Annotated in this window: 22 protein-coding genes and 1 pseudogene; 6 read left to right on the forward strand and 17 right to left on the reverse strand. The window is 56.5% G+C overall.

Going from position 1 to position 23,042, the window contains the following annotated elements:
* Positions 1 to 35 precede the first annotated feature (35 nt).
* The 4 genes from ACVINW_RS06630 to ACVINW_RS06645 all read right to left on the reverse strand — a co-directional run bounded on the left by ACVINW_RS06630 (position 36) and on the right by ACVINW_RS06645 (position 3,046).
* On the reverse strand, positions 36 to 512 hold the full coding sequence (locus ACVINW_RS06630; protein ID WP_456750553.1) for a DUF1330 domain-containing protein: 477 nt from the start codon (positions 510 to 512) through the stop codon (positions 36 to 38).
* A gap of 72 nt (positions 513 to 584) precedes the next feature.
* A complete protein-coding gene (locus ACVINW_RS06635) occupies positions 585 to 1,322 on the reverse strand; it encodes a GFA family protein (protein WP_456750554.1) in 738 nt (245 codons plus the stop codon).
* Positions 1,226 to 2,299: an NAD(P)H-dependent flavin oxidoreductase gene (locus tag ACVINW_RS06640; RefSeq protein ID WP_456750555.1), complete on the reverse strand. Its 1,074-nt coding sequence runs from the start codon at positions 2,297 to 2,299 to the stop codon at positions 1,226 to 1,228. The genes ACVINW_RS06635 and ACVINW_RS06640 overlap by 97 nt, the downstream gene beginning before the upstream one ends.
* A gap of 24 nt (positions 2,300 to 2,323) precedes the next feature.
* Positions 2,324 to 3,046 carry a TetR/AcrR family transcriptional regulator gene (locus ACVINW_RS06645; protein WP_456750556.1) on the reverse strand — a complete coding sequence of 241 codons (723 nt, stop codon included), beginning with the start codon at positions 3,044 to 3,046 and terminating at the stop codon, positions 2,324 to 2,326.
* A gap of 181 nt (positions 3,047 to 3,227) precedes the next feature.
* Here ACVINW_RS06645 and ACVINW_RS06650 point away from each other — a divergent pair, with 181 nt between their 5' ends.
* Positions 3,228 to 3,995 (forward strand): enoyl-CoA hydratase, encoded by a 768-nt coding sequence (locus ACVINW_RS06650; RefSeq protein WP_456750557.1) that lies wholly within the window; start codon positions 3,228 to 3,230, stop codon positions 3,993 to 3,995.
* Here the strand turns inward: ACVINW_RS06650 and ACVINW_RS06655 are convergent.
* Complete coding sequence (locus ACVINW_RS06655) at positions 3,986 to 5,224, reverse strand: MFS transporter (RefSeq protein WP_456750558.1); 1,239 nt, start codon at positions 5,222 to 5,224, stop codon at positions 3,986 to 3,988. The two genes, ACVINW_RS06650 and ACVINW_RS06655, sit on opposite strands and share 10 nt — an antisense overlap.
* 174 nt (positions 5,225 to 5,398) lie before the next feature.
* Here ACVINW_RS06655 and ACVINW_RS06660 point away from each other — a divergent pair.
* Together ACVINW_RS06660 and ACVINW_RS06665 are read left to right on the forward strand one after the other, a co-directional pair.
* Positions 5,399 to 5,596: pseudogene (locus ACVINW_RS06660) on the forward strand (Ada metal-binding domain-containing protein); the annotation flags it as partial.
* A 171-nt stretch (positions 5,597 to 5,767) separates the two neighbouring features.
* Complete coding sequence (locus tag ACVINW_RS06665; protein WP_456756319.1) at positions 5,768 to 5,986, forward strand: helix-turn-helix domain-containing protein; 219 nt, start codon at positions 5,768 to 5,770, stop codon at positions 5,984 to 5,986.
* Between the two features lie 116 nt (positions 5,987 to 6,102).
* Here the strand turns inward: ACVINW_RS06665 and ACVINW_RS06670 are convergent, their stop codons facing one another.
* The 4 genes from ACVINW_RS06670 to ACVINW_RS06685 all read right to left on the reverse strand — a co-directional run bounded on the left by ACVINW_RS06670 (position 6,103) and on the right by ACVINW_RS06685 (position 9,127).
* Positions 6,103 to 6,723 carry a DsbA family protein gene (locus ACVINW_RS06670; RefSeq protein WP_456750559.1) on the reverse strand — a complete coding sequence of 207 codons (621 nt, stop codon included), beginning with the start codon at positions 6,721 to 6,723 and terminating at the stop codon, positions 6,103 to 6,105.
* A 109-nt stretch (positions 6,724 to 6,832) separates the two neighbouring features.
* Positions 6,833 to 7,381, reverse strand: coding sequence for a pyridoxamine 5'-phosphate oxidase family protein (locus tag ACVINW_RS06675; RefSeq protein WP_456750560.1), 549 nt, complete (start codon positions 7,379 to 7,381; stop codon positions 6,833 to 6,835).
* A 78-nt stretch (positions 7,382 to 7,459) separates the two neighbouring features.
* Entirely contained in the window at positions 7,460 to 7,861 is a 402-nt protein-coding gene (locus ACVINW_RS06680) for a PaaI family thioesterase (RefSeq protein WP_456756320.1), read from the reverse strand.
* Positions 7,862 to 7,888: 27 nt separating this feature from the next.
* On the reverse strand, positions 7,889 to 9,127 hold the full coding sequence (locus ACVINW_RS06685; protein ID WP_456750561.1) for an MFS transporter: 1,239 nt from the start codon (positions 9,125 to 9,127) through the stop codon (positions 7,889 to 7,891).
* 178 nt (positions 9,128 to 9,305) lie between these two features.
* Between ACVINW_RS06685 and ACVINW_RS06690 the strand changes: the two genes are divergently transcribed.
* From ACVINW_RS06690 to ACVINW_RS06700, 3 genes are all read left to right on the forward strand, one after another.
* A complete protein-coding gene (locus ACVINW_RS06690; RefSeq protein ID WP_456750562.1) occupies positions 9,306 to 10,040 on the forward strand; it encodes a molybdate ABC transporter substrate-binding protein in 735 nt (244 codons plus the stop codon).
* A gap of 135 nt (positions 10,041 to 10,175) precedes the next feature.
* Positions 10,176 to 10,871 carry a substrate-binding domain-containing protein gene (locus ACVINW_RS06695; RefSeq protein ID WP_456750563.1) on the forward strand — a complete coding sequence of 232 codons (696 nt, stop codon included), beginning with the start codon at positions 10,176 to 10,178 and terminating at the stop codon, positions 10,869 to 10,871.
* A 106-nt stretch (positions 10,872 to 10,977) separates the two neighbouring features.
* A complete protein-coding gene (locus ACVINW_RS06700) occupies positions 10,978 to 11,925 on the forward strand; it encodes a LysR substrate-binding domain-containing protein (RefSeq protein WP_456750564.1) in 948 nt (315 codons plus the stop codon).
* Here ACVINW_RS06700 and ACVINW_RS06705 read toward each other — a convergent pair.
* The 8 genes from ACVINW_RS06705 to ACVINW_RS06740 all read right to left on the reverse strand — a co-directional run bounded on the left by ACVINW_RS06705 (position 11,909) and on the right by ACVINW_RS06740 (position 22,998).
* On the reverse strand, positions 11,909 to 13,381 hold the full coding sequence (locus tag ACVINW_RS06705) for an MmgE/PrpD family protein (protein WP_456750565.1): 1,473 nt from the start codon (positions 13,379 to 13,381) through the stop codon (positions 11,909 to 11,911). The two genes, ACVINW_RS06700 and ACVINW_RS06705, sit on opposite strands and share 17 nt — an antisense overlap.
* Before the next feature lie 32 nt (positions 13,382 to 13,413).
* A complete protein-coding gene (locus ACVINW_RS06710; protein ID WP_456750566.1) occupies positions 13,414 to 14,931 on the reverse strand; it encodes a CoA-acylating methylmalonate-semialdehyde dehydrogenase in 1,518 nt (505 codons plus the stop codon).
* A 515-nt stretch (positions 14,932 to 15,446) separates the two neighbouring features.
* Complete coding sequence (locus tag ACVINW_RS06715) at positions 15,447 to 17,990, reverse strand: hypothetical protein (RefSeq protein WP_456750567.1); 2,544 nt, start codon at positions 17,988 to 17,990, stop codon at positions 15,447 to 15,449.
* 9 nt (positions 17,991 to 17,999) lie between these two features.
* Positions 18,000 to 19,046, reverse strand: a complete 1,047-nt coding sequence (locus ACVINW_RS06720) for a S1 family peptidase (RefSeq protein WP_456750568.1) — start codon at positions 19,044 to 19,046, stop codon at positions 18,000 to 18,002.
* A 33-nt stretch (positions 19,047 to 19,079) separates the two neighbouring features.
* On the reverse strand, positions 19,080 to 19,424 hold the full coding sequence (locus tag ACVINW_RS06725) for a CU044_2847 family protein (RefSeq protein ID WP_456750569.1): 345 nt from the start codon (positions 19,422 to 19,424) through the stop codon (positions 19,080 to 19,082).
* 364 nt (positions 19,425 to 19,788) lie between these two features.
* Positions 19,789 to 20,604: a crotonase/enoyl-CoA hydratase family protein gene (locus ACVINW_RS06730; RefSeq protein ID WP_456750570.1), complete on the reverse strand. Its 816-nt coding sequence runs from the start codon at positions 20,602 to 20,604 to the stop codon at positions 19,789 to 19,791.
* Positions 20,605 to 20,981: 377 nt separating this feature from the next.
* A complete protein-coding gene (locus ACVINW_RS06735) occupies positions 20,982 to 22,181 on the reverse strand; it encodes a CaiB/BaiF CoA transferase family protein (protein WP_456750571.1) in 1,200 nt (399 codons plus the stop codon).
* A gap of 82 nt (positions 22,182 to 22,263) precedes the next feature.
* A complete protein-coding gene (locus ACVINW_RS06740; protein ID WP_456750572.1) occupies positions 22,264 to 22,998 on the reverse strand; it encodes an SDR family NAD(P)-dependent oxidoreductase in 735 nt (244 codons plus the stop codon).
* Between the last annotated feature and the right edge of the window lie 44 nt (positions 22,999 to 23,042).

The raw sequence follows: 23,042 nt of genomic DNA on the forward strand, positions 1-23,042 counted from the left end.
CCAGGCCATTTATGAGTACGTACTATAGCTCTGTGTCACGAGATACCATTCAACAGAAGCACGGTGGCTTCCGCGCCAGCTCGTCGATCTTGTGCAATCTCCTCATATTCAGGCGACACGTGAAATCTAAACGCGTCTTCCCTATTTGGGAATGATAGCAGGACTACTTTGTCCATTGGCCAACTGCCAGCCAAGAGTTCGGCGTTTTCGTCTGCAATAAGCAGCCTGCCGTTGAATTTTTTGAGTACCGACATGAAACGTGCTGTATACCGATCATAGGCTCGCCGGTTCGTGAACTTTAGCTGAGCCAGAATGTAGCTGTGATCAGGTTCGCAATGGCGTCTTGACGATCTATTTGGCTCGGCGCGCGCTTCAGCCGCTTCCGTTGCCAGACCTTCGAACTCCGAGGGCCAAATCCGCAGATCTTGCAAGGTGAACTGATCCATGGAGGAGAGTTCGCCCAGGGCATTGCGAAACTCGATGTAGCGACGAATGCGTCGAAGTAAGTTCATTGAGGCCTCTTCTAGTTACTTTTAAGAAGAGCAGTCGTTCATCCGCGCTGGTGATCTTGCGGTCAGTATGGGTTAAGTAGATCGCGTCGCTTCTTCTCGCTTACTTTCTCTGTCTGGAGGGAAGGCACGCTTCCACGCTTCGAATAAGACCAAGTAGTTTGATGGCTCTTCGTCAAACGACAAAATGCCGGACGACAACGCCCACAGTTGAGCACTTGACGTCCAACACTGCGCAACGGGCCTCAGATCGCCGACGTAATCTAAGGTCCCCGCTCGCAAATTCACGGCTTTCGAGCCATTGCGCTGCACCCACAGTTTGCTACGACAAACTGGGCATTCAGTCGTTGTGTTTCTTCCAGCTTGCGGTGTCACCCTAGTCGTCTTCTCTGGGCTTCCGCAGGAGATCCTCACATTTGCGGTCGGATAAACCAGAAACATACCGAATGCGCTGCCCGTGCGCCTCTGGCACCGACGACAGTGGCAGATGAAGCAAGTTAGTGGTTCGCCAAAGGCCGTGTAACGCACCGCACCACAATTGCACCCGCCAGTACGAAAGGGTCTCTTCATCGATTCCCCCGATGCCCTTTCGCCGGCAAGCCCACAAGCTTTGCCGGCAGATAAGAAATGACGGGCGGGCGCAATGTAGCTTGCGCAGGACGATCGTAAAGATGGCGCGTTATACCTGTCGGTTGATCTACCTTTCATTGCACTGCTCACCCACCGAGCAATGATTGCGCGCCTTTCCACAGCTCGTCGACTACTTCTCCAGCCGGGATAGCCTTGGCCAGACCGGCCGATTGGCCTGCCCATGCCTGCATTCGCTCCACGTCGTTGGCTTTTCCTGCTTCTGCTCGCATAACGGCCGTCAACCCGCGCTGCACCGGATAGGGCGCAGGCTCCGGAGCATCAGGCCCCGTGGCTGCCACTACGTACTTCGTGGCAATGGCACGGCCTGCTCTACCGCTGAATACCCGACTTACAACCGTATCCTCAGGAGCTGCCTTACCGATCGCATCAGCCCAGGCGGGGTGGGTCTTGGCTTCAGGGGAGCGAAGAAACCCCGTTCCGACTTGGACCGCGCTCGCGCCAAACAATAGCGCGGCCGCCACTCCTCGTGCATCGGAAATGCCGCCGGTTGCGACCACTGGTACCCTCACAGCATCGACGACGGCAGGAAGCAGAGCGAACAAGCCGACCTGCCTTGCCATGGCATCGCCGGCGATAAAGCTAGCGCGGTGGCCGCCCGCCTCCGAGCCTTGCGCAACGACAACGTCCGCGCCAGCCGCTTCAGCAGCCTTCGCCTCCGCTACAGTAGAAGCGGTCGCAAACCACTTGATTCCCCGCTTCTTCATCTTCTCCACAAACGGTGCCGGATATAGTCCCATGATCGACGACAGGACCGGCGGCCCCACTTCAAGCATGGCCTCCAACTGTGACTCAAAGTCCGGCGGCGTTGCGTCCCCCGCCTCCCGCGGCACCGCCGGACCCCATTTACCGAGGAACTCGCGAACCCGGGCTTCGTTGACCTCATCCCTCACCGGCGATGGATCTGGGATCCATACGTTCAGCTGAAAGGCGCCATTACTGTTCGACCGGACTTCCCGCGACCACCCGGAGATCTCGTCAGGCTTCATGAGGAGCGCACCGCAGGCACCCATGCCGCCGGCGTTAGCAACCGCAATTGCAAGCGATGCTGGGCACGCGCCCGCCATCGGTGCCATGAAGATCGGCACCCGTACTCCCATTGCAGCTGCAAACTTTTCTGCACGCGTTAGAGCTTCGTTCACTTTCTTACTCCGATAGGACTTGAACTAATGCGAACAAGATGTGGGGGTCTTGCTGGCGTGATCGACAAAGGGATCGGAAGCGAGGCTAAGCTCGCTCTGTTGATTTGCGCTTCTTTGGTCGTGCCCAATCGGCGAGTTGTCGAGCAGATCGAGAGCGCAACGCGCCGCCTCAAGAGCATAGGTTGGGTCATGATGGACCACACCATGTACGATCGCTCCGTCGAGCAGCAGCACCAACTGCCTACTTAGCGAGCGCGCATTCCTGAAGCCTTCACCGACCAACTTGTGGAACAGGAGCTTCTCCATATCTTGCTTATACTTTCTCGCGGCCGCTGCCGCTGGATGACCAGGAAACCCGGCGAGCTCGGTCGCAGCCCTGATAAAAGCGCATCCCTTCCAACGAATATCCCGCGCGCCTGCCGCTACCTCACCGAACGCGGCGACAACAAACCTCCTGGCATCCACGTCGCGCGCCATCAGGCTAGCATCCAACATGCCGTCCCCTGAATGCTGTAGCTCCTCCAGTGCAGCGACCATAAGGTCATCTTTGCTCCTAAAGTGGTAATACAGCGTTCGCTTGGTCACTCCCGCGTTTGCGGAAATTGCGTCGACCGTAGCGGATCGTACGCCCTCGGAATCGAAGAGGGCGATCGCAGCGTCCAAGATCTTCCGCCGAGTGGGACTTTCACTTGAGACCTTTGTCACCGCCATCTCCCGATTTTCCTTTAAATACGCAACCGACTGCACCGCAGTTTCCGCGCCGCAACAAGCGAAAAAAGTTACGCCCCCCTTGAATTCTACTCACACCGGTCGGGCTACATGGCGCGATAGCTATACCCGGCAGTACGTTGCCACTCGCAACCGACACCGCGAAATTCGGCCATACGCTTCAACGTTGGACGTCGAACGTTCGGTTCGGGAGGATAAAATGAAGGATGTTCTGGTTGAACACCGGGCTAACGTGCTGACTGTTCAATTGAACCGACCAGACAAGAAGAACGCTCTGACCGGCGCGATGTACGACGCGATTTCCGACAGTCTTGAACAAGCGGAAGCAGACCCGAAGATCCGTGCTGTTTCTATCACTGGTAGTGGCGATAGCTTTACGGCCGGTAACGACATTGATGACTTCCTCAACGGTCCGAGCCGGTCCGGTGAGCGTCCAGCACCCCGCTTCCTTCGCGTGCTCTCGAGCTTTCCGAAGATCGTCGTTGCCGGCGTCAATGGACTGGCCGTTGGCATCGGCACGACGATGCTCCTCCACTGCGACATCGTGCTCGCGTCCGAGAACGCGAGCTTCCGCCTTCCGTTCGTCAATCTTGGCCTTGTCCCGGAGGCCGGTTCGAGCCTCTTGCTTCCGCGCTTGATTGGCTATCAGCGGACAGCAGGCATGATGTTCTGCGACGACGCATTGGACGCAAAGGCCGCTTTGAGCCTTGGCCTCATCAGGTCGATCCATCCCACTAGTGAATTGGAGCCGGCCATGACCACCATTCTTCAAAAGATCGCTTCTAAGCCTCCTCGCGCCGTGAGGCTGACCAAGTCTCTACTGCGTAGCGAGACCAACGAGGCGGCACTACAAATGCATCGAGAAATGCAGTTTTTCCAAAGCCAGCTCGGCTCAGGTGAGGCGTCCGAGGCAATGCAAGCGTTCAAAGAGAAGCGCAAACCGGACTTTTCGAGATTTCAGGACTGAGGCAATCGCTGACGGCCAGCGAGTACAATAAACGCGGCGGCGACTTGTCCGATCGCGGCCACTGCGAAAGGTAGAACATATTGACCCGTAGCATCTTTGAGAAACCCAAAGACGGCAGGTGCCAGCGCGAAAGTCGCTTGATTGATCGCCGTGATAAGTGCCACGACCACTCCCACCTCACTCCGTTTAAACTCCTTCTGTGCGATCACTGGAGGCAATGAGATTAGGTTTCCGACACCGAGACCGAACAGAACGCAGCCGAGTAGAATGGTCGTTTGATCGCCTAGAGTCAGCAGGATTACTCCAACTGATTGCATGGCGAAGTTCGCAGCACTCGCGATGCGTTGGTCCCACCGCGGTAGCATCCATCCAAACAGCGTACGTCCTATTACAGCGCAAACTGTCGTGAGGCTTAGGGCCCAGGCGGCACCATTTGAGCCAAATTCCGGCTCGAGGCGCGTGATCAGATGGGTGAACAATCCGATCTGAGCAAACAGCGCCAGAGCAAAGGCTCCCGCGACCGTGACGAAGCGCCGATCCCGCAGCAAAGCTCCTCGGCTCATGCTTGGCTCTTTAACCACCTCCTGTCGTGCTGGGCTTTGCGGCACGGGATCAAGCTTAGCATCGGCTTCGGTAGGCGAATGACGCAGTACCAGCACTGCCAAAGGCAACAGAACAACAGCCATAGCCATGCTGACTAGCAAGGAAGCGGACGGGAAGCCTACATTTGCAATGAGACTAACCCACAGTGGGCCGAAAATGACGCCCCCCACACTCGCGCCATTATAGGCGATACTTAGCGCCTTGGATCTGTCTTGGTCGAACCATGGCGCAACGATCGCGTTAATCGCTGCTCCACTCGTGGCTGCCCATCCGGCTCCGCTGACTAGCGCAGCGACGAAAAGCTGCCACTCTTGCTGAGCATTCGCCCAGGCCAAGACGCCCAAAGCAGTCAGGACAATGCCGGCTAGCGTTACCCTCAACAAACCGAAACTGCGGTACACTTCGGGAAGAAGCGCGACCAACGCCGCGCTCAACAGGAAGTGCGTGGTGATAGCCGCAGATACGGTCGATATAGACCAGCCCCGTGTCGTCGATAACGTCTGCAGGAAAATTGACGGCCCGTAGAATCCGATGCCCCAAGAGAAGACCGCAATGCAGAATGCCGCCCACGCAACTTTCCAACCGAAAAAGCTCGACTGGTTCTTGTCAGCATTGCTCGGAATCACTTGGCGCGCTCCTCTTCGCTTCGGTCTCGAAGAACCTCGTTTCGGCTGGTGCGGCTTTTATTGGGTGGAGAAAGCCCAGGATCCAGCGGCCTGCCTCGCGGTATCCCGCTGGCAAATATGCACACTCAACGAAAAGCGCTGGCCGGAAACGGACTCCATCCCCCAAAGGTCAAGATGTTGGATCTAATTGAGTGTGAGCAGGCTCGCGTCAGCCGTGACCACGCTTACGATGGGCGCTTCTTTACAGGCGTACGTACCACGGGCGTGTATTGCCGCCCTGTATGCCCAGTGCGGCCGGCTCGCGCGTCCAATGTCGAGATTTTCCCATCTGCCGCCGCCGCAGAGGTGGCAGGCTATCGACCCTGTCTTAGATGCCGGCCGGAAGCTGCGCCGTTCTCTCCGGCTTGGAGGGGCTCACAGGCGATCGTTGATCGGGGCATGCGGCTTATCCACCAAGGCGCTATGGATCGTGGCGACGTAGAGAGCCTCGCCAAGCGCCTCGGGGTCGGGGTCCGTCATCTGAGCCGACTCTTTCAGAAGCACATCGGAGCGAGACCGACTCAAGTCGCTCAAACGGTCCGGATTCAACGGGCCAAGCGGCTAATTGATGAGACGAACCTGCCACTGGCCGAAATTGCCTTCCGCGCCGGCTTTGGCAGCATTAGAAGATTCAACACCGTCTTCGCAGAGGTGTACCGGCGATCACCCAGCGAACTCAGGCGCAGCAGACGACGGTCAGAGATCGCCAAAAGCTCCGCCTGAGACAAGCCCGGGCGCGCGCCTGCTTTCCCGCTCCCAACTCGATCGAGATCGGCATTAGCGGACGTTTGCCAACCAAACCTCCGCAAAGCCCCGTAGCAATGCCATCTGCCGGAAATCTACACGCCTTCGCGCGCGACTTTCCAAGCCAACACTTCGAGGCGATCCGCCCCGAAGAAAATCTGTCCATTCCACACAAATGTAGGGGTACCGAACACACCGTTTGCGTAAGCGTCCACAGTCCGCTGCGTCAGCGCCTGCTGAACACTCGGGTCGCTTGCCCGCTCCAATAGCTTCACATCAGCGCCACTGCCAATCAGGACGTCTTTGAGGACCGCCGGATCACCGATATCCTTCTTTTCGTGCCACAAGCAGTCGAAAATGCTGCTTCGGAATGTCCCTTCTGCTTTTCCCGTTAGCAATGACGCGACACACAGTGCAGGGATCTGGTTTGGTCGAGACGGCCACTTCCAAGACGGTTGATAGGGCGCGCCGTAAAAATCAGCCATGCGGCGGACATCGGCCATGAGATATGCTCGCTTCGGCGGAATGAGCGCATCAACGTACGAAGCCCATGGCCCGCGGCCGGCCTGAAGGTTCAAAATGACGTCAATGAATATCGGCCGCCCAATCCACTCAACTTGTTTCGGAAAACCGAGGTCGCTTTTGCGGATCCGGTAGTCGGCGAAATAAGCGTAAGGTGAACGAAAATCGTAGTACGTCTCAATTTTGATCGTCATTCGACACCTTACGAGCTCTTGTGCACGGCCGCGCTATGCGCGTCATGAGCAACACAGCCGCTGGCGCAATACGACGCGTTCCGATGAGAACCCGGCATGTGTGACGCTGCTAGGGCCGCGCATCCGGCGTCATCGTGCGATCTTTCAGCGGCCATTGCTGGGCAAGCTCCGGTAGTGCTTGCTGCTTGCCGGTCATTCGTTCAATCGCCATTTCATAGACATTGATAGCGTCAAGTCTCGGGAAGAAGTTCTTCGGACGGATTGAATTCGGTTTCCCGTACTTTTCCATTAGTCTCTCGCAGAACAGCTGCTTGGCTGCATCAGCTTCGACGATGTGGGCTTTTCCAAACAAGACTACACTCTGATATGCGAGGCCGCTATCGCATTCAAAACGACCATAATCGAATACGTCGCCTGGTTCGTCGACTTCAAAGCACGCACGGGGCTCCGACCTCAAGTTCGCCTGTAAATGACCGCTCGCGCGCGTTCCATGCACAAAAATCCGATTGTCTGCCCAAATGTAAAGTAAGGGGATGCAGTATGGGTAGCCGTCCTCACTTATAGTCGCGAGCCGTCCAGCGTATCCGCGTTCAAGCAGCCGCAGGACCTGGTCTTCTGGCATAGCCTTTTCGGAGCGGCGCAAATTTGGCGAACTCATTGCAATGTTCCTTGCATCCGGAGGACGACGGCACACGCGTCGCTCTATATGACCGTTAAACCAAGCAGCATTGTACCTTTAGGCGGGAAGCAGCAACACTTCGCCGGTCGCCACCAGCCTTTCTTCCGCTTCTCGGTAAGCGAAGAGCTCGCTGCGAGCGAATATCTGACGTTTTCCCGATCGAACCACACGCCCCGTCGCTCGGAACGAATTGCCGACGGCAGGCAGCATAAAATTCACCGAAAGATGGCTGGCAATCACCGGACCGACTAAGGTCGTAGCGGCAAATCCCGCCGTGGTATCAAGGAGAGCTCCGATCATGCCAGCATGCAGAAAGCCGGAATACTGGCCAAGTTCATCTTTCCAGCTTAGCTGCACCTCAGCTTCACCGCCTTCAGCTCGGATCACGCGCATTGCTGCCCAGGAGTTGAACCCCGCACTCGCGTTCAGGGCAAGTACGCGTTCAAAATCGAATGGCACACTCAATGGCATCCTCCTGTTAGAGGTTCATGCGATCGCAGGTTGCCCGGCTACCTGCTTAGGCGTGTCGTTCATGGGCCACTGTAGGATTGTTGCCGCCGCTCCGATCGCGATCATGGCATACCATCCGAGCTGATAACCCCCCGTCGTGTCTAGGACCCAACCGCCCATAATCGGCCCTAGGAACCCGCCCAGCTGGTGACAGAAGAACACCACTCCGAACAGCAAGTTGAAATGACCAAGTCCGAAGAGGCGCCCGATCAACCCGGAGACTAAAGGCACGACACCAAGCCACGTAAAGCCCATTACTGCGGCAAACAGAAACGTGCTCGGTTCGGTGATCGGGAAGGAGATGTAGGCAATGATGGTGAGCGTCCGTATCGCGTAGATACCCGCCAGCAAGCGTTTTCGGCTATACCGTGCGCCAAGCACACCATAAGTATACGACCCGATAGCATTGAATACGCCGATCAAACCTAGGGCTGTCGCGCCGACCGAGGGTGGGAGCCCGCACAACCCCAAGAATCTCGGCAAATGCGCTGTGATAAACGCGAGCTGAAAGCCGCAGGCGAAGAAGGCTACCGTCATGGCAACGAACCCGCCGTGCGATAGCGCCTCGCTCATCGCTCCCGCGATGTTTTGATCGGATGAACTCAAACCAGTCTCGGTCTGCGTCGGAGCCGGGCGGCTCCCGATGAAAATGGATAGAACGATGATGGCGCCGCAAATTCCTGCGTAAGCAAGAATCGCAATTCGCCAATCATGCAGCTGAAGAAGTTGTTGACCAAGAGGCGCAAGACCGAGGACTCCGATTGATCCCGCCCCAGAAACAAGACCAAGAAGTTGACTCGCTCGTTCGGGCGGAGCTGCTCGGGAAACAGCTCCAAGGAGAACACCGAAGCCCGTTCCTGCGATCCCAAGTCCCGCAAAAGCGCCGATGCCAACATCCAATCCAATGATCGGGTTCGACGAGAATGACATCAAAACAAGTCCCAAAAGGTAGATGAGCCCGCATCCGACCAAGACCGGCCGCGGACCAAATCGATCACCCAGGGCACCAACGATTGGCTGCGTGACCCCCCAGACTAGATTTTGCAGAGCCAGCGCAAAGCCAAAAGCAGTCGCGGAAATTCCGAGATCTGACGTAATCGCTTCAAGAAATAGCCCGAAGCACTGCCGGATACCCATCGAGATCGACATGATCGCAGCCGCCACTGTAACGATTACGACTATGCTGGGCCGCGAAAACGATGTTTTGGCCTTCATGGCTGATCCTCTCGTCATTCAGCCGCAATGTAGATTGTTCGCGAGAGTGTGTGGCTACACTAGTGAGTATAGGAGAGAGGGCTTGAGATATCGAAGTTAGAGATCGAAGTGTTCTCACAACTTCACTTTCCTAGCCTGCCCCATTGCCCTTACATGAGCGCGCATATGGAGAATTGAAATGCGCTATCTAGTTCTAATTCTTACGCTTACCTTCCTGCACCAAGCCAATGCAGCCGAACTTGTTCTCTTGAGCTCAGTAGGCGCCAGGGCTGCTGTCGAGCGCCTTGCCCCTGAATTCGAGAAAGAAGGTCATCATCTAACAATACGCTACGATACCGCAGCCGCTCTCAAGCAGGCGATCGACCAGGGAACCCCGTTCGATGTCGCCCTGCTCACTTCCAACGTTTCGTCAGAATTGACGATCGAGAAGCATATCGCGGCCGCAGACCATCGCGTGTTTGCCTACGCTAAGGTCGGACTGGCCATCAAGACGGGTAGCCCGACCCAAGACATTTCCAGCAAAGACGCTTTCACCAAAACCTTATTGAGCGCAGACAAGATCTCCTTTGCACGCGATGGCGCCAGCGGTCGCTACTTCAAGAAGCTAATCGCTCAGCTTGGCCTCGAGGACCAGCTGGCGAACAAACTACTTCCGATGACCGGCGCCAAGGAGATCGAAGCAGTCGCAGAAGGTCAGGCCACTCTCGGGGTTCAACTCGTCAGTGAAATCTTGCCAGTCAAAGGAGTGACCCTGCTCGGTAAGTTTCCCGCCGAGCTGCAGAATGTGACCGAGCTGGATCTCGATATTTCAGACTCGACCCCGAACGCGTACGCTGCAAAAGAGCTGGTTCGCTTCTTGTCGTCAGCGCAAGCCAAGAGCGTCATTGCAAACGTCGGGCTCGATACTCCCTAAGTATTTTTGCCAGGGCGGCAGACTCTTACGCCATTTGCCGCCTATCAATGCAACCCCCGTATCGAATCACTTGCTTCTCTGTCGCAACCTAGGCGGAACGCGACCTTAGACCCTCGGAACTATCAGGCGGATATCATGAGCTTAAAAGTACTGTGCACTATCGGAATTCAGAACGCATTCACTGCTTTGCTGCCTCAGCTAGAACAACAGGCAAAGGCGGCGATCGATGTTACATTCGGCGTTGCGACCGCCTTCAAGGAAAACATCGAAAACGGCACCGAATTCGATGTTGCCATCCTGACCAAAGCGATCGCTGGAGAGCTTGCGAACACGGGAAAAATAAACGCCGCATCGGTGGTTGATATTGCACGTTCTGGCTTAGGCTTGGCAGTTCGAACAGGCGCAGCCAAGCCCGATATCAGTTCGGTCGAAAGCCTCAAAGCAACCCTGTTTGAGGCGGAATCGATCGCTTCGAGCGGCAACGGGTTAGCTGGATTCTACTTCCTGGATATCCTTGCAGAACTGGGCATCGCCGATCAGATCAAGCCAAAACTCAAGCTCGACTACTCTGGCGGATATGCCGCTCAACTCACGGCCAGAGGCGAAGCTCCGCTCGCAGTGCAGCTCGTAAGCGAGCTGCTGCCTGTTGACGGTGTCGAGCTCGTTTCAAGCTTTCCAGACGCCATTCAAAGGTACGCGATATTGTCTGCTGGGGTGAATGCATCGACGAGACAATCGGCTTCGGCTACAGCACTGATCAAGTCGCTTATTGCGCCCGTCGCCGATCAAGTGTTCGAGTCACGCGGGCTGATGCGCTGCGTTGCAGCCTAGCCATCAATCGAAGAGATAGCGGCAATCTCAAGAACATATTTGTGAAGATGCGTCGATCACCACATTGTGGTGCGTTTAGAGGACAGCAGCAAAGGGCGACGCCTTCATGGACGCTTCAGATCTTCGAGTGTTTGAAACCGTTGTTCGCGTTGGATCGATTACGAAGGCATCGAGTATCCTAAATACCGTTCAGTCCAACGTCACGACCCGAATACATGCTCTGGAAGATGAGCTCGGCGTTTCGCTCCTTCATCGCCATGCTCGCGGAGTGACCCCCACGGTTGCAGGTCAAAAGCTCCTCCCTTACGCCATGCGTTTTGCGGATCTTTTGGCCGAAGCCCGCGCATCAGTTAGCGAGGTGTCGCCTCCCAGTGGAAAACTATCTGTGGGGACGCTCGAGACGACGGCGGCTATAAGGCTGCCCCCCGTGCTGGCTCGCTATAAGGAGGCCTTTCCCAATGTCGAAATCGCGATCCGCACCGGCACGACACAAGAATTAGTCGAAGCAGTACTTCAGTATAAGATCGAGGGGGCATTCGTTGCTGGCCTGGTTCGACATCCGGAACTGATCGAAGAGGTGATGTTCCCAGAAGAGCTTTTCTTGGTTGGCGCCCCGAATAAGGCTCCTCTCGACAACCTGTTGGACACTTCACTTGTGCTCCTTGTTTTGAAATCAGGCTGCTCTTATCGGCATCAGCTTGAGGGAATTCTGGCAGCCCGGGGAATTGTTAACTTCCGCATTATGGAGTTGGGCACGATAGAAGCGATCGTGGGACTTGCGTCTGCGGGGATCGGGATCTCGCTATTGCCAAAGGTGGTCGTCGCACGAGCTGCGTCCGAAGGACGAATTTCCGCTCAACCGCTGCATCCCACTCCTTGTCGCGTGGATACCGTCTTTATCCGTCGAGCCGACGGATTCTTCTCAAATTCTGCCCGGATGCTGGTTGAACAGATGAAGCAGCGATCACTGTTCGATGCCGGCGAGCGACCTTTACGCTCGCCGGCACAACGTCTGCCTAACTCGCTTAGCGAGGCAACTAGAGCGGCTTCCTAGTTCGCGGCTGAAACGCTGTTGGACTCACCCTTCCGAGGAGATTGGTAAGCTCTGACGTCTTGATCTCGTCGAGATGCTCAACGGCGGAAACAATTTCATTCCTCAGCTGGTCATCTGCAAATGGCTCGGACAGCCAGTGGAACTTTTCCACGACGCGCTCCCACGAGAACGGCCGTGTCACCGAACCCTCGAAATCCGTTTGCTCTCGGACAAATTCCCGACCGTCCCGCAACTTTATCGTGATTCGGCAGGCGAGTTGCTGCGGATAAAGTCGAGTGAACTCATCCTGAGGCTTAATACTCACCCGCTGGAGAAGCCGCTGCACGTCGTCTCGCCTTACGCGTTCTGTTTCCAACTGCGCAGGACCGACTTCCCCATCAATCAGGGCTGCCGAAATAAGGTACTTGAGATTGTAGTCCGCCTGCTCTTTGCTCTGCGGCTTGTCTTTATTCCCGAAATGCCCACCTCCAGAGATCTCGTACGCGAATTGGAAGACCTCAGCCAGAACTTCGGAGACCTCATCAGCCTGAATGCCATGCTCAGCTCGGAGCGAAAGAACAGTCTCGAGCACGGGTTGGCCATGCACCAGAGCAGCATATTTTTTGAAAACGGTCTTTCGCGATGCATGGAGCGACGGATTGATCCAGTCGACTACGATGTCCTGATCGAATAGCCGGTTGAGCCCGTTCGGCCCCTCGAAGAGCCCAATTGGACCTGTAAATCCCTTTTTCGCAAGCGAGGTACCATACAGCGCTCTCATGCCCGACCAGCCCGGGGAAACACCCTTCCAGTTGGATACGGGCTCAACGTGCACCACAGCTAGCGAAACGTTATCCGCAGCTGCGATTGCCATCGCATTCGCTGCCTGGATCGGTGTCAGATCAAGCAATCGGGACGCAGCGGCTGCGACTGATATTGACAGTTGCAGGGCATGATTCAGTCCGCGGAACATCACGGGAACCACTTCCGTGAAACGGCATTGCACCTCGTAAGCGATTCCGAGCGCGAGCAAGAAGTCTTGCCCGCTCCGGTCCGCCATTTCAGCTGCGGCGAGGACCGCGCCAAAATTATCGCTAGGATGACAGAGCCCACCAGGCGACATGTAGGTGTCAAGGACATCGACATACCGTACGAGAACTGAATTCAGCAACGTGGCCTGGTCTGGCGACGTCTTACCCCCGCCGATCATTGTGCACAGCGGGTTTCCGCCATACTCACTGAATTGTTCGCGCAGTTTCGTAGCTGGCTCGCCTCCCAAGGCGGAAATAGCGCAGGCAGCAGTATCCAATACCGTCCGCTTGAGCGCCAACCGCGTCTCAACATCCACGCGTGCGTAATTTGCTTCGCTTACGAAGCGAGCAATCTGCTTGAGGGCCGGTTCGCGTCCATCTTGCGCCGATTGTCCGACCGGTCCCCAGGACCCCACTGCTGTTTTCTGAACCACTTCTTGTTGCATAACTCCTCCTATATTCGCGTTGAATATTGTTCTCAGTTCATGGTGGGCATGCTGAACCCATCCACTACGCGCTTATCTTTCGGCCATCGGGCCGTGACCGTCTTCAGTCTGGTGTAAAATCTGATGCCTTCCGGACCGTGCATAGCGACATCGCCAAAGAGCGAGCGCTTCCAGCCGCCAAAGCTGTGAAACGCCATCGGGACGGGGATGGGAACATTGATGCCCACCATTCCAACCTTGATCCTGTGCGCGAACCCCCGGGCCGAGCCACCGTCATTTGTGAAAATTGCCGTCCCATTTCCGAACTCGTGCCTGTTCACAAGATCGATTGCTTCCTCGAGCGACCGCACGCGGACGACGCATAGGACAGGACCGAAGATTTCCTCAGCATAGATCCGCATATTCGGCGTCACGCGGTCAAATAGACAGGCACCAAGGTAGAACCCGAGCTCGTGACCGGCGACTGAGTGGTTTCGACCGTCGACGACGAGCTCAGCCTTTTCCTCGACGCCGAGGCGCACATAGTCCCGTACTTTTTCCATATGCTGGCGCGTGACGAGCGGACCCATTTCGACGTCAGCGCCATTTCCTGGCCCGACCTTCAACTTCGAAATCCGTTGCCTTAGCTCCCGTACCAGCGCGTCTGCGACGTCGTCGCCAACCGCAACGGCCACCGATATGGCCATGCAACGTTCACCAGCTGAACCATAGGCGGCCCCCATCAGCGCTCCAGCTGCCAACCCAATATCGGCATCTGGAAGAATGATCATATGGTTCTTCGCGCCGCCCAGCGCCTGGACCCGCTTTCCTGCGTTGCTACATGTACGATACACATGCTCAGCCACAGGCGTGGAGCCTACAAAGCTGACGGCCTCCACGTCCGGATGTTCCAGAAGGCCATCCACGACCCTTTTGTCTCCGTGCAGTACATTGAACACCCCGTCCGGGAGCCCGGCCTCCATGAACAATTCGGCCAACCGGACGCTTGCTGAGGGATCGCGCTCGGACGGCTTGAGAATGAAGGCATTGCCACACGCGATCGCGATCGGCGCCATCCACATCGGAACCATGACCGGAAAGTTGAAGGGCGTAATCCCAACAACAACCCCCAGGGGCTGCCTCATAGACCAGGAGTCGATCCCGCGCCCTACTTGCTCCGAATGTTCGCCCTTGAGCAGGTGAGGAATGCCGCACGCAAACTCTGCAACTTCCAGCCCCCTCACAACTTCGCCGACCGCATCCGAATGCACTTTTCCGTGCTCAGAGGTGATAAGCATAGCTAGGTCTTTAGTGTAACGATCCAACAAGTCACGAAAGCGGAATAGTACTCGCGCTCGGGTGACGGGCGGCATTTCGGACCACTCGGCGAAAGCGCGCTTCGCCGATGCCACTGCAGCAACGACGTCTTCCGTCTCCCCAAGCGCGACCTTGCCGGTCACCGCGCCAGTGGCGGGGTTAAATACGTCTGCACTGGCCTTGGCTGCGTGGACCTGCTTTCCTGCAATGAAATGCCGAATAGACTGAATTTCGGGCCGAATGGTCTTGTTCATACTCCCGCTCTCCTTATTCTTGGCGGAGTCACACTGAGATGTCGGCTCACAGCCGCTTCAGTTCTGGGAGTACTAGTTCAACCCGCGGGCCTGCGAAAATTAGATTTAGAGATGAGCGCGATCAACCGTAGCGATGCCAGATCGGAGCTGATTGGCGTTGAATGCAAGGCCTACGCGATCCCTATTCGCTGTTGGACCGCGATCGAAATCGTTCGCAAGATGCTGGTTTGGAGACGAGATAAGCGGAATCGACCCTGCCACGAGCGAATGACTGCGCTATTGATTCGTCACTTGGCAGAGGCTTTTTCTGCGGGCTGAGAGGGTTAGTTGCCGCTGGCTGCTCCAGTAGCATTGCGACCACTCCGAACTGCCGCCAACAGCGGCGGCGGAAGTTGGTTCGGGCACTCTTCAGCGCAATGGCGGCTTGAACGTTTAAGACGCGTGCTAAAAACAGGGCCAGTTCGAGTTCGGCACGTTGCGGTCAGTGCACTGCTCAAGGCGCGCTTAGACTGTAGTCAGAGCAGCACAATAGATTGAACAAGCGCCAACTCTAAAGTGAGCCAGCGCTCGAAGCCAGGGATTGCCGTCCTAGTGGCTTCTATAAGTCCCTTCACGCCGTCGCTTGAGCTCAATCGCCCGCTTTGAACATCCAAACGTACTTGATCTATCTTAGCGGCCAACTCTGGTGGGAATACTCCGCTGAAATCGCTTATTGACTCGACCAGCTTCGTACTCGTTGCCAATAACCTCAATTCCAACGAGACGCGCTCACTTACTCCCGGTATCTTTTCCGTAGACAAATTGGGGCGACGCGCCATCGGGGGCGCTAACGTTGGCTTCTCTGCGCCGACGCTAACCAACCCTGTTCGCTTTTTCTCTGCTAGCCGTTTGCCAGGTTCTGGGAATTGAATGCGCAACTCCTCGGGCGCCAGATTCGCCTCAATTACGTCTTCGACAGTCCCTACGATTTTTAGCTCATAACGAGACGTGCTGAACTTCAAAAGCTGCGCTCGGATCTCTTCCGTTCTTTGCTCGAGTTTCTCGTTGCCGCTAGCCTTTGCGATCTCCAAGGCGCGATCTTGCAATCCATTGATGAAAGGGTGAACGAACGCCAATTCAGAACTGGCATAGCTAACGGTGCCATCCTTACCGAAAGACATGGCGCTGACGGAGCCCAATGGTGGATTTCGAGGTATCTCTCCCGTCCAACTCCCGTCTCGACTCGATACCCATCTCAGGAGCGCGAACGCCTCCGCAAATTCATTGGCGCGTGCGAAGGGATCGGTACGCTCAATTAACGTCGGCATCAGTTCATAGATCGGAACCGCGGCCTCGCTCTGCGGCTTTGATCCGTCAAAGGCGTGCAAGGTGATAAAAGCCTTCTTCAGTGTCTCCGCACTTGCGGACGGATAATCGGACTTTGCCCTTTGCACCGTAATGATCCCGCCCGTCGATTTGACGACCTCAAGCTTCACATCACTAAACTTGTACCAGCCCAATTTCTTTGCGAAGACTGCATCCAACTTTTGGCGATATCTTGCCCCAGCATCGTCGATTTGATGTTGCAGTTTGGAGCTCTGTTCGAGCAGCAGCGGGTACATATCCAGCATCATAAGAGCGCGCGCAAGACGCGTCGCCACGAGATCTGGATGCACCACGTAAGAAAATCCGAATCCAGAGATGTGTAATGCGCCTGTGCCATCGAGTGTTTCCACCGGGAACTGTCCGAGGAGGCCTACAAGGCCGTACCCAGCGCCTACGCCTTGTTTATGATCAAAAGCAAGCAGCTTTGCAGCGAGCGCCGAATCCGCACGGATCACTTTCGAGAACAACACGGAGTTATCTTTGAATTGAAAGGCAAAGCGACCCCATTCCTCAACCACGCTGGGAGAAGTCAACGAGGCCGCCTTGAAACCACTAACCCAAGAGACGTGAATGACGGACGGCAATGTGGAGGCGATGTCATTGCCAAAGATCACGCCTCCAAAGCCAATTTCTCGGCTAACCATTCTCCCATGTGTCCAGCCACCGCCGTGGCCACCACCGGGGCTACCACCTGGTCCACCTCCCGGGCCGCCGGTTCCGGAGGCAGAGCCGCTCGCGCCCGGGTATCGAGAATTGCGGAACGCAGTATAACTGTCACTGAGGGCCTGGGCGCTCGCTGACCCGGTGCCTCTAGGTGGGCTTGGAGCGGGCGCCGTGCCGGGCAACAGCGCAGCTCCTCCAACCATCGGCAAGAGAGCCTTACGGTAATCGTCCGCGGTTTGCTCGTCTTGCGCCGTTACTTCCTTCTCGATAACCTGCAGCTCGGCTGCCTTAAATTTCTCAATGTCGGGTTCAAATGCGATCGCCGGATTGTCGCGATGAATGATTTCGATGCAATTTGATATCTTCTTAACTGCGCTTGGCGGAGGCTTCTTCAATGCAATTGCTGCTTCGAAGGCCGCGTGGTCAGTCTGACTCGTTCTCAATACGCTATAGGCCTCATTTTCTGAAAGGCCAAAGCAGGCACTAAGCAAAAATGCGCGAGAGGTAGATTCAGCGTACTTGGCAATTGTCAGTATGATGCTGCGAATTCTCGGTGGCAGGGGTTGAGCTTTCTCCGATTGTCCTGCTGGAACGACGAATTCCATCGTCTGCGCCTGATGCCTGATCGGAGTATCGATCGGATCGTCGCGAAACATCAATGCCAGCGACGGCTCATAGCGAATGCTGGGGTTGTGTACCGCAATCAAGCGAACAACTTGTTTCAGCATCTCATCACCGCCAGCTTGCGGCTTTGCGGCTTCAGCAGCCCGGTAGGCTGTTTCGAGAATGTGAACGTCCGGCCATTGAGTCCACTTAGCCCACGTCGGTGGTGCTTGTGACGGCGGGAAACCGATCTGCTTGAGTATCTCCGAGATACGCAGGTCCTTCGCAGCAAGCGCCTCGGTAACATCACTGAGCTGCTTCTGCTGATCTGCTGAAACCTGCTCCGCGCATAACGGTTGAAGCGAACCGGTAAGAACTCCGAAAAGAATAACAGCCTTAAGAAGAGCGGATCGAGCCCAACGCTTCATTGCACTCCCCTACCTGATTGGCCAAGTCCTCAACATTGAAAGAAATTTCGCGACCGATTTCTCCAACCCGTCTAGCGTGCCTGGAGGCGCGGCATACAGGAGCGCGGCCAGCATCCGCGGGCCTCTCCCTGCCGCTGTCGTGAACGCGTCCAACCAATATGACGGGATGGGTACCTTACCCGGATCACTCAACTGAACTTGTACCGAATATGGTGGTACACCGCGACGAAGACTTCGAAGGCGCAGATTATTGGCTTGCGCGATGGTCAATCCACTGAAGCCCGCATCCAATGTAAAGAACGACGTCATGATTTCGTGCGGGACTTCGCCAACGGTGAGGCCAGGCCCTTCCGGAAAAAAAAGGAGTGCTTCCTCCTTCTGCTCGGTACTCAGCTCAGATGACGGAAGGACAATATTTCCTTCTTTCCAGGTAGGATTGCGCGAGTGATGGTCAGATTGAGCCTTGATGATCTCTGGGTAGCACGCCAAGATCAGGCGGAACGGCACGGCCAGCCCGCCGGCGTCCCCCTGCTCGTTGCGAGTCCGTGCGACCACGCCGCAAACTTGCATCGTACGGGTGTTCACAAGCGCAGACCCGCTCATCCCAGGGACAATTTGACCTCCTTTGAATTTGATCAGCGTGTATCTTTTGGAGCCGCTGTTTTTCTCATCGTCGACGGTTGAAATCAGCTCTCCTTCATGAGTACCGCTCGACGGCACCAAACGCGTTTCTTTGCCATGTGATACGAAACCCAACGTCCAAACGGGGTCCCCAATCTCTAGGGCGCCTCCGAGCAACACCACAGGATGATCTTCGAGGCCTATCCGCAGCAGCGCGAGGTCTGCCAGTCCACTTGGTCTACACTGCTCAGCGACAGCTTCGGCATTGCCGAACTTGCCACTGATTGCAAATGAGGTCGGACCTCCGTCTGGCTCGACCACATGCGCACACGTTACGATGAGCCCAGGCGCAACGAAAAAACCGGTGCCAAATCGCTTTCCGCCCTTTTCGACGATCCTGACCGTGCAGCCGGTAATGGTTTCCTGTAGGTCCAAATCATGCCCCCTGAGAGAAGCCGTATGATTTGCCTAAGAAGTCGTAGTAGGTTTGGGTCCGTGCAAGTCGTCCCAGCTCATTGCGATTTTAAAGTTCGCCTTGCCAGTACCCTTGACCAATAAGGCGGTAAGCTTGCCGGACTCAATTCCAACTTCAATTGAAAACTCAATACTGGCCTTAGAGGGCGCGACGCGCTTCAGCAGACTTCCTAATTCGCCTGTGATCGCCTCGATACCATCCAGAACGTCGGAGAACTGAGCGTTTCCGAGCCCTCCCGCGACATTCCGCTCGTTGTCCGCGACGCCGCCAAGCGACGTGACCTCTATCCGAAACTCCTTACCCGCGACGTCGACGGGTATAACCCTGACCGCATCCAAGGTAGGTCTCCTTGATAGAAAAAAGGAATACACTCAACTAACAGGAAGAACGGTACACGGCAAGGTTGATCGCTCACTGACGTCGCTTTTTTCGGATTACACCCTTCTGCCTATCGAACTTGCCGAACGCTGTCAGGCCGGCACTGCGAACGCAGGCGTCCGCAGCACCCGGAGGACTGGGGCTGGAGCAGGCATCGAATGAGAGGGTCAAAGGACCCGGGCAATCGCGCGAAGGGACGGATCGCGCCAGATTCGCTGACGCAAATTCAGGCAGGTTTAGCGCGTGAAGAGCATGTGCATGCTCCCCAGAGGGGGACCGCAATCCGTAACCTCGTAATGCTCGCATGCTGATGGCAATTCAGGACTAACTGAAATCGCCAAAGTCCCCGTGGCGTCCAGCACCTTTCGCGAACCGAGCGGCGCCGGCAGCTCCTTCTGATTTAAATGTCCCTTCCGAGTTGGCCCATTCCCGCTCGAGCGCGGCAAGCGTTGGTAGGCCATATTGCATATATACCGAGCGGCGATCGGCCCGTAAGGACACCTGTGGGAATTTTGCAATGCGGTGCGCCATTTCTTCGGCGGCTTGTCGCGCTTGCCCTTTTGGTACCAGCAGCTCGCAGAGCCCGATCCGATGACATTCCTCAGCGTCCACCCTTCGCGCTGTCATGATGAGCTCAAGCGCGCGACCTTCACCGACAAGACGCGGAAGTCGTACGGTGCCGCCGTCTGTCAATGCGATGCCCCACCGTCGGTTGAAGGTCCCCATATAGGCCCCCTCGGCCATTACACGGCAGTCCGCCCAGAGTGCCAGCTCCATACCGCCCGCGACCGCCGGTCCTTCGATCGCGGCGATCACCGGTTTGCTTAACTGCAACCGGCTTGGACCAATCGAGCCCCGCGGGACAGGGCCGCCGTCTGTAGGAAACTCCAGGGACCGGTGGGTCGCTCTGTTCTCTGGCGTAGCGATGCCGCGCGTGGCAAGGCTTTTAAGGTCCGCGCCAGCGCAAAACACGTCGCCTTCACCGCAAAGAACCGCAACGTTCACCGTTTCGTCGGCGTCAAAGCTGAGAAAGGCATCTTGCAGCGCGTCAGCATGCTCCGGATCGATCGCATTGCGCACCTCCGGGCGCGACTGAATCACCGTCAACACTGGGCCATCGCGTTCGATACGGACTGCCATCACAATTGCTCCTTTCATATTCAGGTTGGACGTACCATCTGGACAACCATAGCTACGAGACGACGCAGCACTAACTCACGAGACTTCGTAGACGCAAAACATCGGGCTTTTGCGCGATCGGAAAGCAACCGTTACGGCCGCCCTTGATTGGCGAGCGGCCGGCGCAAAAAAGGAACAGGCCACAGGACAGCGAGAAATAGACTCTTTGCTTGACCACCTGGGCGCCCCCAGCTGAGGCGGAAGATATCCATACTGCCCGGACGGCATCACTGCCCGCTTCCATGCAAGACGGATTGCTGGAGTTCAGATGGCGTCCCTCTAGCATGAACTCTGATTCAATCGCATCCGTCCTGGTATCAACTGCTGTGAGCATGGTTTTAGTCGACGAGGCGAACCGCCTTGTCCTCAGCCATCTTGTTGATGGTAGGCTCATCGTAGCCGAGCTCGAGTAGCACCTCTCGTGAATGCTCACCGATCCTGGGAGCTGGTCCTGCAATAGCTGACGGGTGCAGTTCGAACCGCGCAGCGGGCTTTGGTTGCCGCGCCCTACCGACACCCGTTTGATCGATCTCCTGAATCAGGCCGCGAGCAACAACCTGCTCATTGTGAATGATTTCAGAGCGGCGCAGGATGGGAGCACAGGGCACGTCCGCGGCATCGAGTCGCTTAAGCCACTCATCCGTACTGTGCTGGACAATGTATTCCTGCATCTTATTGATGCGGGCCGTCGCGTTGATGCTTCGGCTTGTCGGTGTTGAGAAGCGGTCATCCTTGATGAGCTCGAGATCACCGGTGGCGTGGCAAAAGCCTTGCCACTCGGAATCCGAGATCGTGCCGCACGTGATGTAGCCGTCGCAGGTCTTGAACACGAGGTCGGGTCGATCTTTTGGTTCAACTGCTTGGGCCTCCGCGCCGATTACGGTGTATTGCATCATGCCTTCAGGCCAGAGACAGGAAATCATCGTATCGAGCATCGCGACCTGAATATGATCGCCCAGCCCCGTCTTCTCCCGTGCGTAGAGCGCTGCCGCCACAGCCTGCGCCGTCATGACAGCAGTAGTCGTATCGCAGACGATGGCACGGATCATCTGCGGCCGATTGGTCACCGGCTGTGACTGGATGTCGGCAAGACCAGATAGGCCCTGGATAATTGGATCATAGAAGCGTTTTTTGACGTATGGGCCTGTGTCGCCAACGCCCGAGATCGAAACATAGATCAGCCGTGGATGGCGGCGACGCAACTCCTCGACTCCGAGGCCAAGCCGATCCATTGCGCCAGGGCGAAAATTCTGCACCAGCACATCTGCCTTCGCCACTAGCTTTGCTAGAACTTCACGTCCAGTATCGGTCTTGACATCGATCGAAAGTGATCGTTTGCCGCGGTTGGACGAGATAAACAAAGCTGAGAACTCCCCATCCTTGTCAAACGTCATCCGGCTATGGCGGCTGATATCGCCGCTGATAGGTTCTATTTTCAGGACATCAGCACCCTGATCCGCAAGAAACATGGTTGCGAACGGACCAGAGATGACAGCGCTCAAATCCAATACGGTGACACCTTTGAGTGGACCAGGCATACGTTCTACCTCTGCTTCTGTTCTCGCAGTCAAAAGGGACCTTATGATTGGTCCGCATTGTGTCGAAACCTTCAGTAATTCATCAGAGCACTTGGCTCGCCGGAGCGACGAGAGTTCCCTCGGCTTCTACCCACGGTCTGAGCTCAACTTCCATTGACCAGGCGCTGCGCGGCTGCCGGAGGATATCGACGTAGGTCTGGGCAATTGCGTTCGGATCAAGTGTGCTGTCCGGCCGCTCCACCGGATCTGGACGCTTGACGCTACGGACGCCGCCGTCGATCACGAAGTGGGCGACGTGGATGCCCTTTGGCCCAAGCTCGCGCGCAACGCTCTGCGCCAGACCGCGGAGAGCGAATTTGGCCATTGCGAACGCCGCTGACTGCGCAAAGCCCTTCAAGCTAGCACTTGCACCCGTCAACAAGATCGCGCCGTGGCTGTGCCGGACCATCCGCTGTGCCGCTTCGCGTACTGTGAGGAAGCCGCCGAATGCACCGATCTCGATCGCTTTGCGTACCGATTCAGGGTCGAGCTCGGCGATCGGTCCAGGTGCGCGCGCCGCAGCGTTGTAGAGCACGACGTCAGGCTCACCGAGCCGTGCATCCGCCTCCGCGAAAAGACGAGAGACGTCGGTGGGAACGGATGCATCGACCGCAAAGGTCTGGGCTCCAGTTTCGGCCGCCAGCTCCGCTAGCTTATCAGGATTGCGCGCCGCGATGCCTACGCGGAGGCCGGCCTTAGCGAGTGCTCGCGCGAGCGATGCGCTAATGCCTGAGCCCGCACCGACGATGAGCGCGCATCGATAGGGAATGTTCGTCATTCTCTTCCTCCAGGTTTGTCACCTGCAGCGCACGCACGCACCTT

This window comes from Bradyrhizobium sp. USDA 4461 (assembly GCF_054055655.1).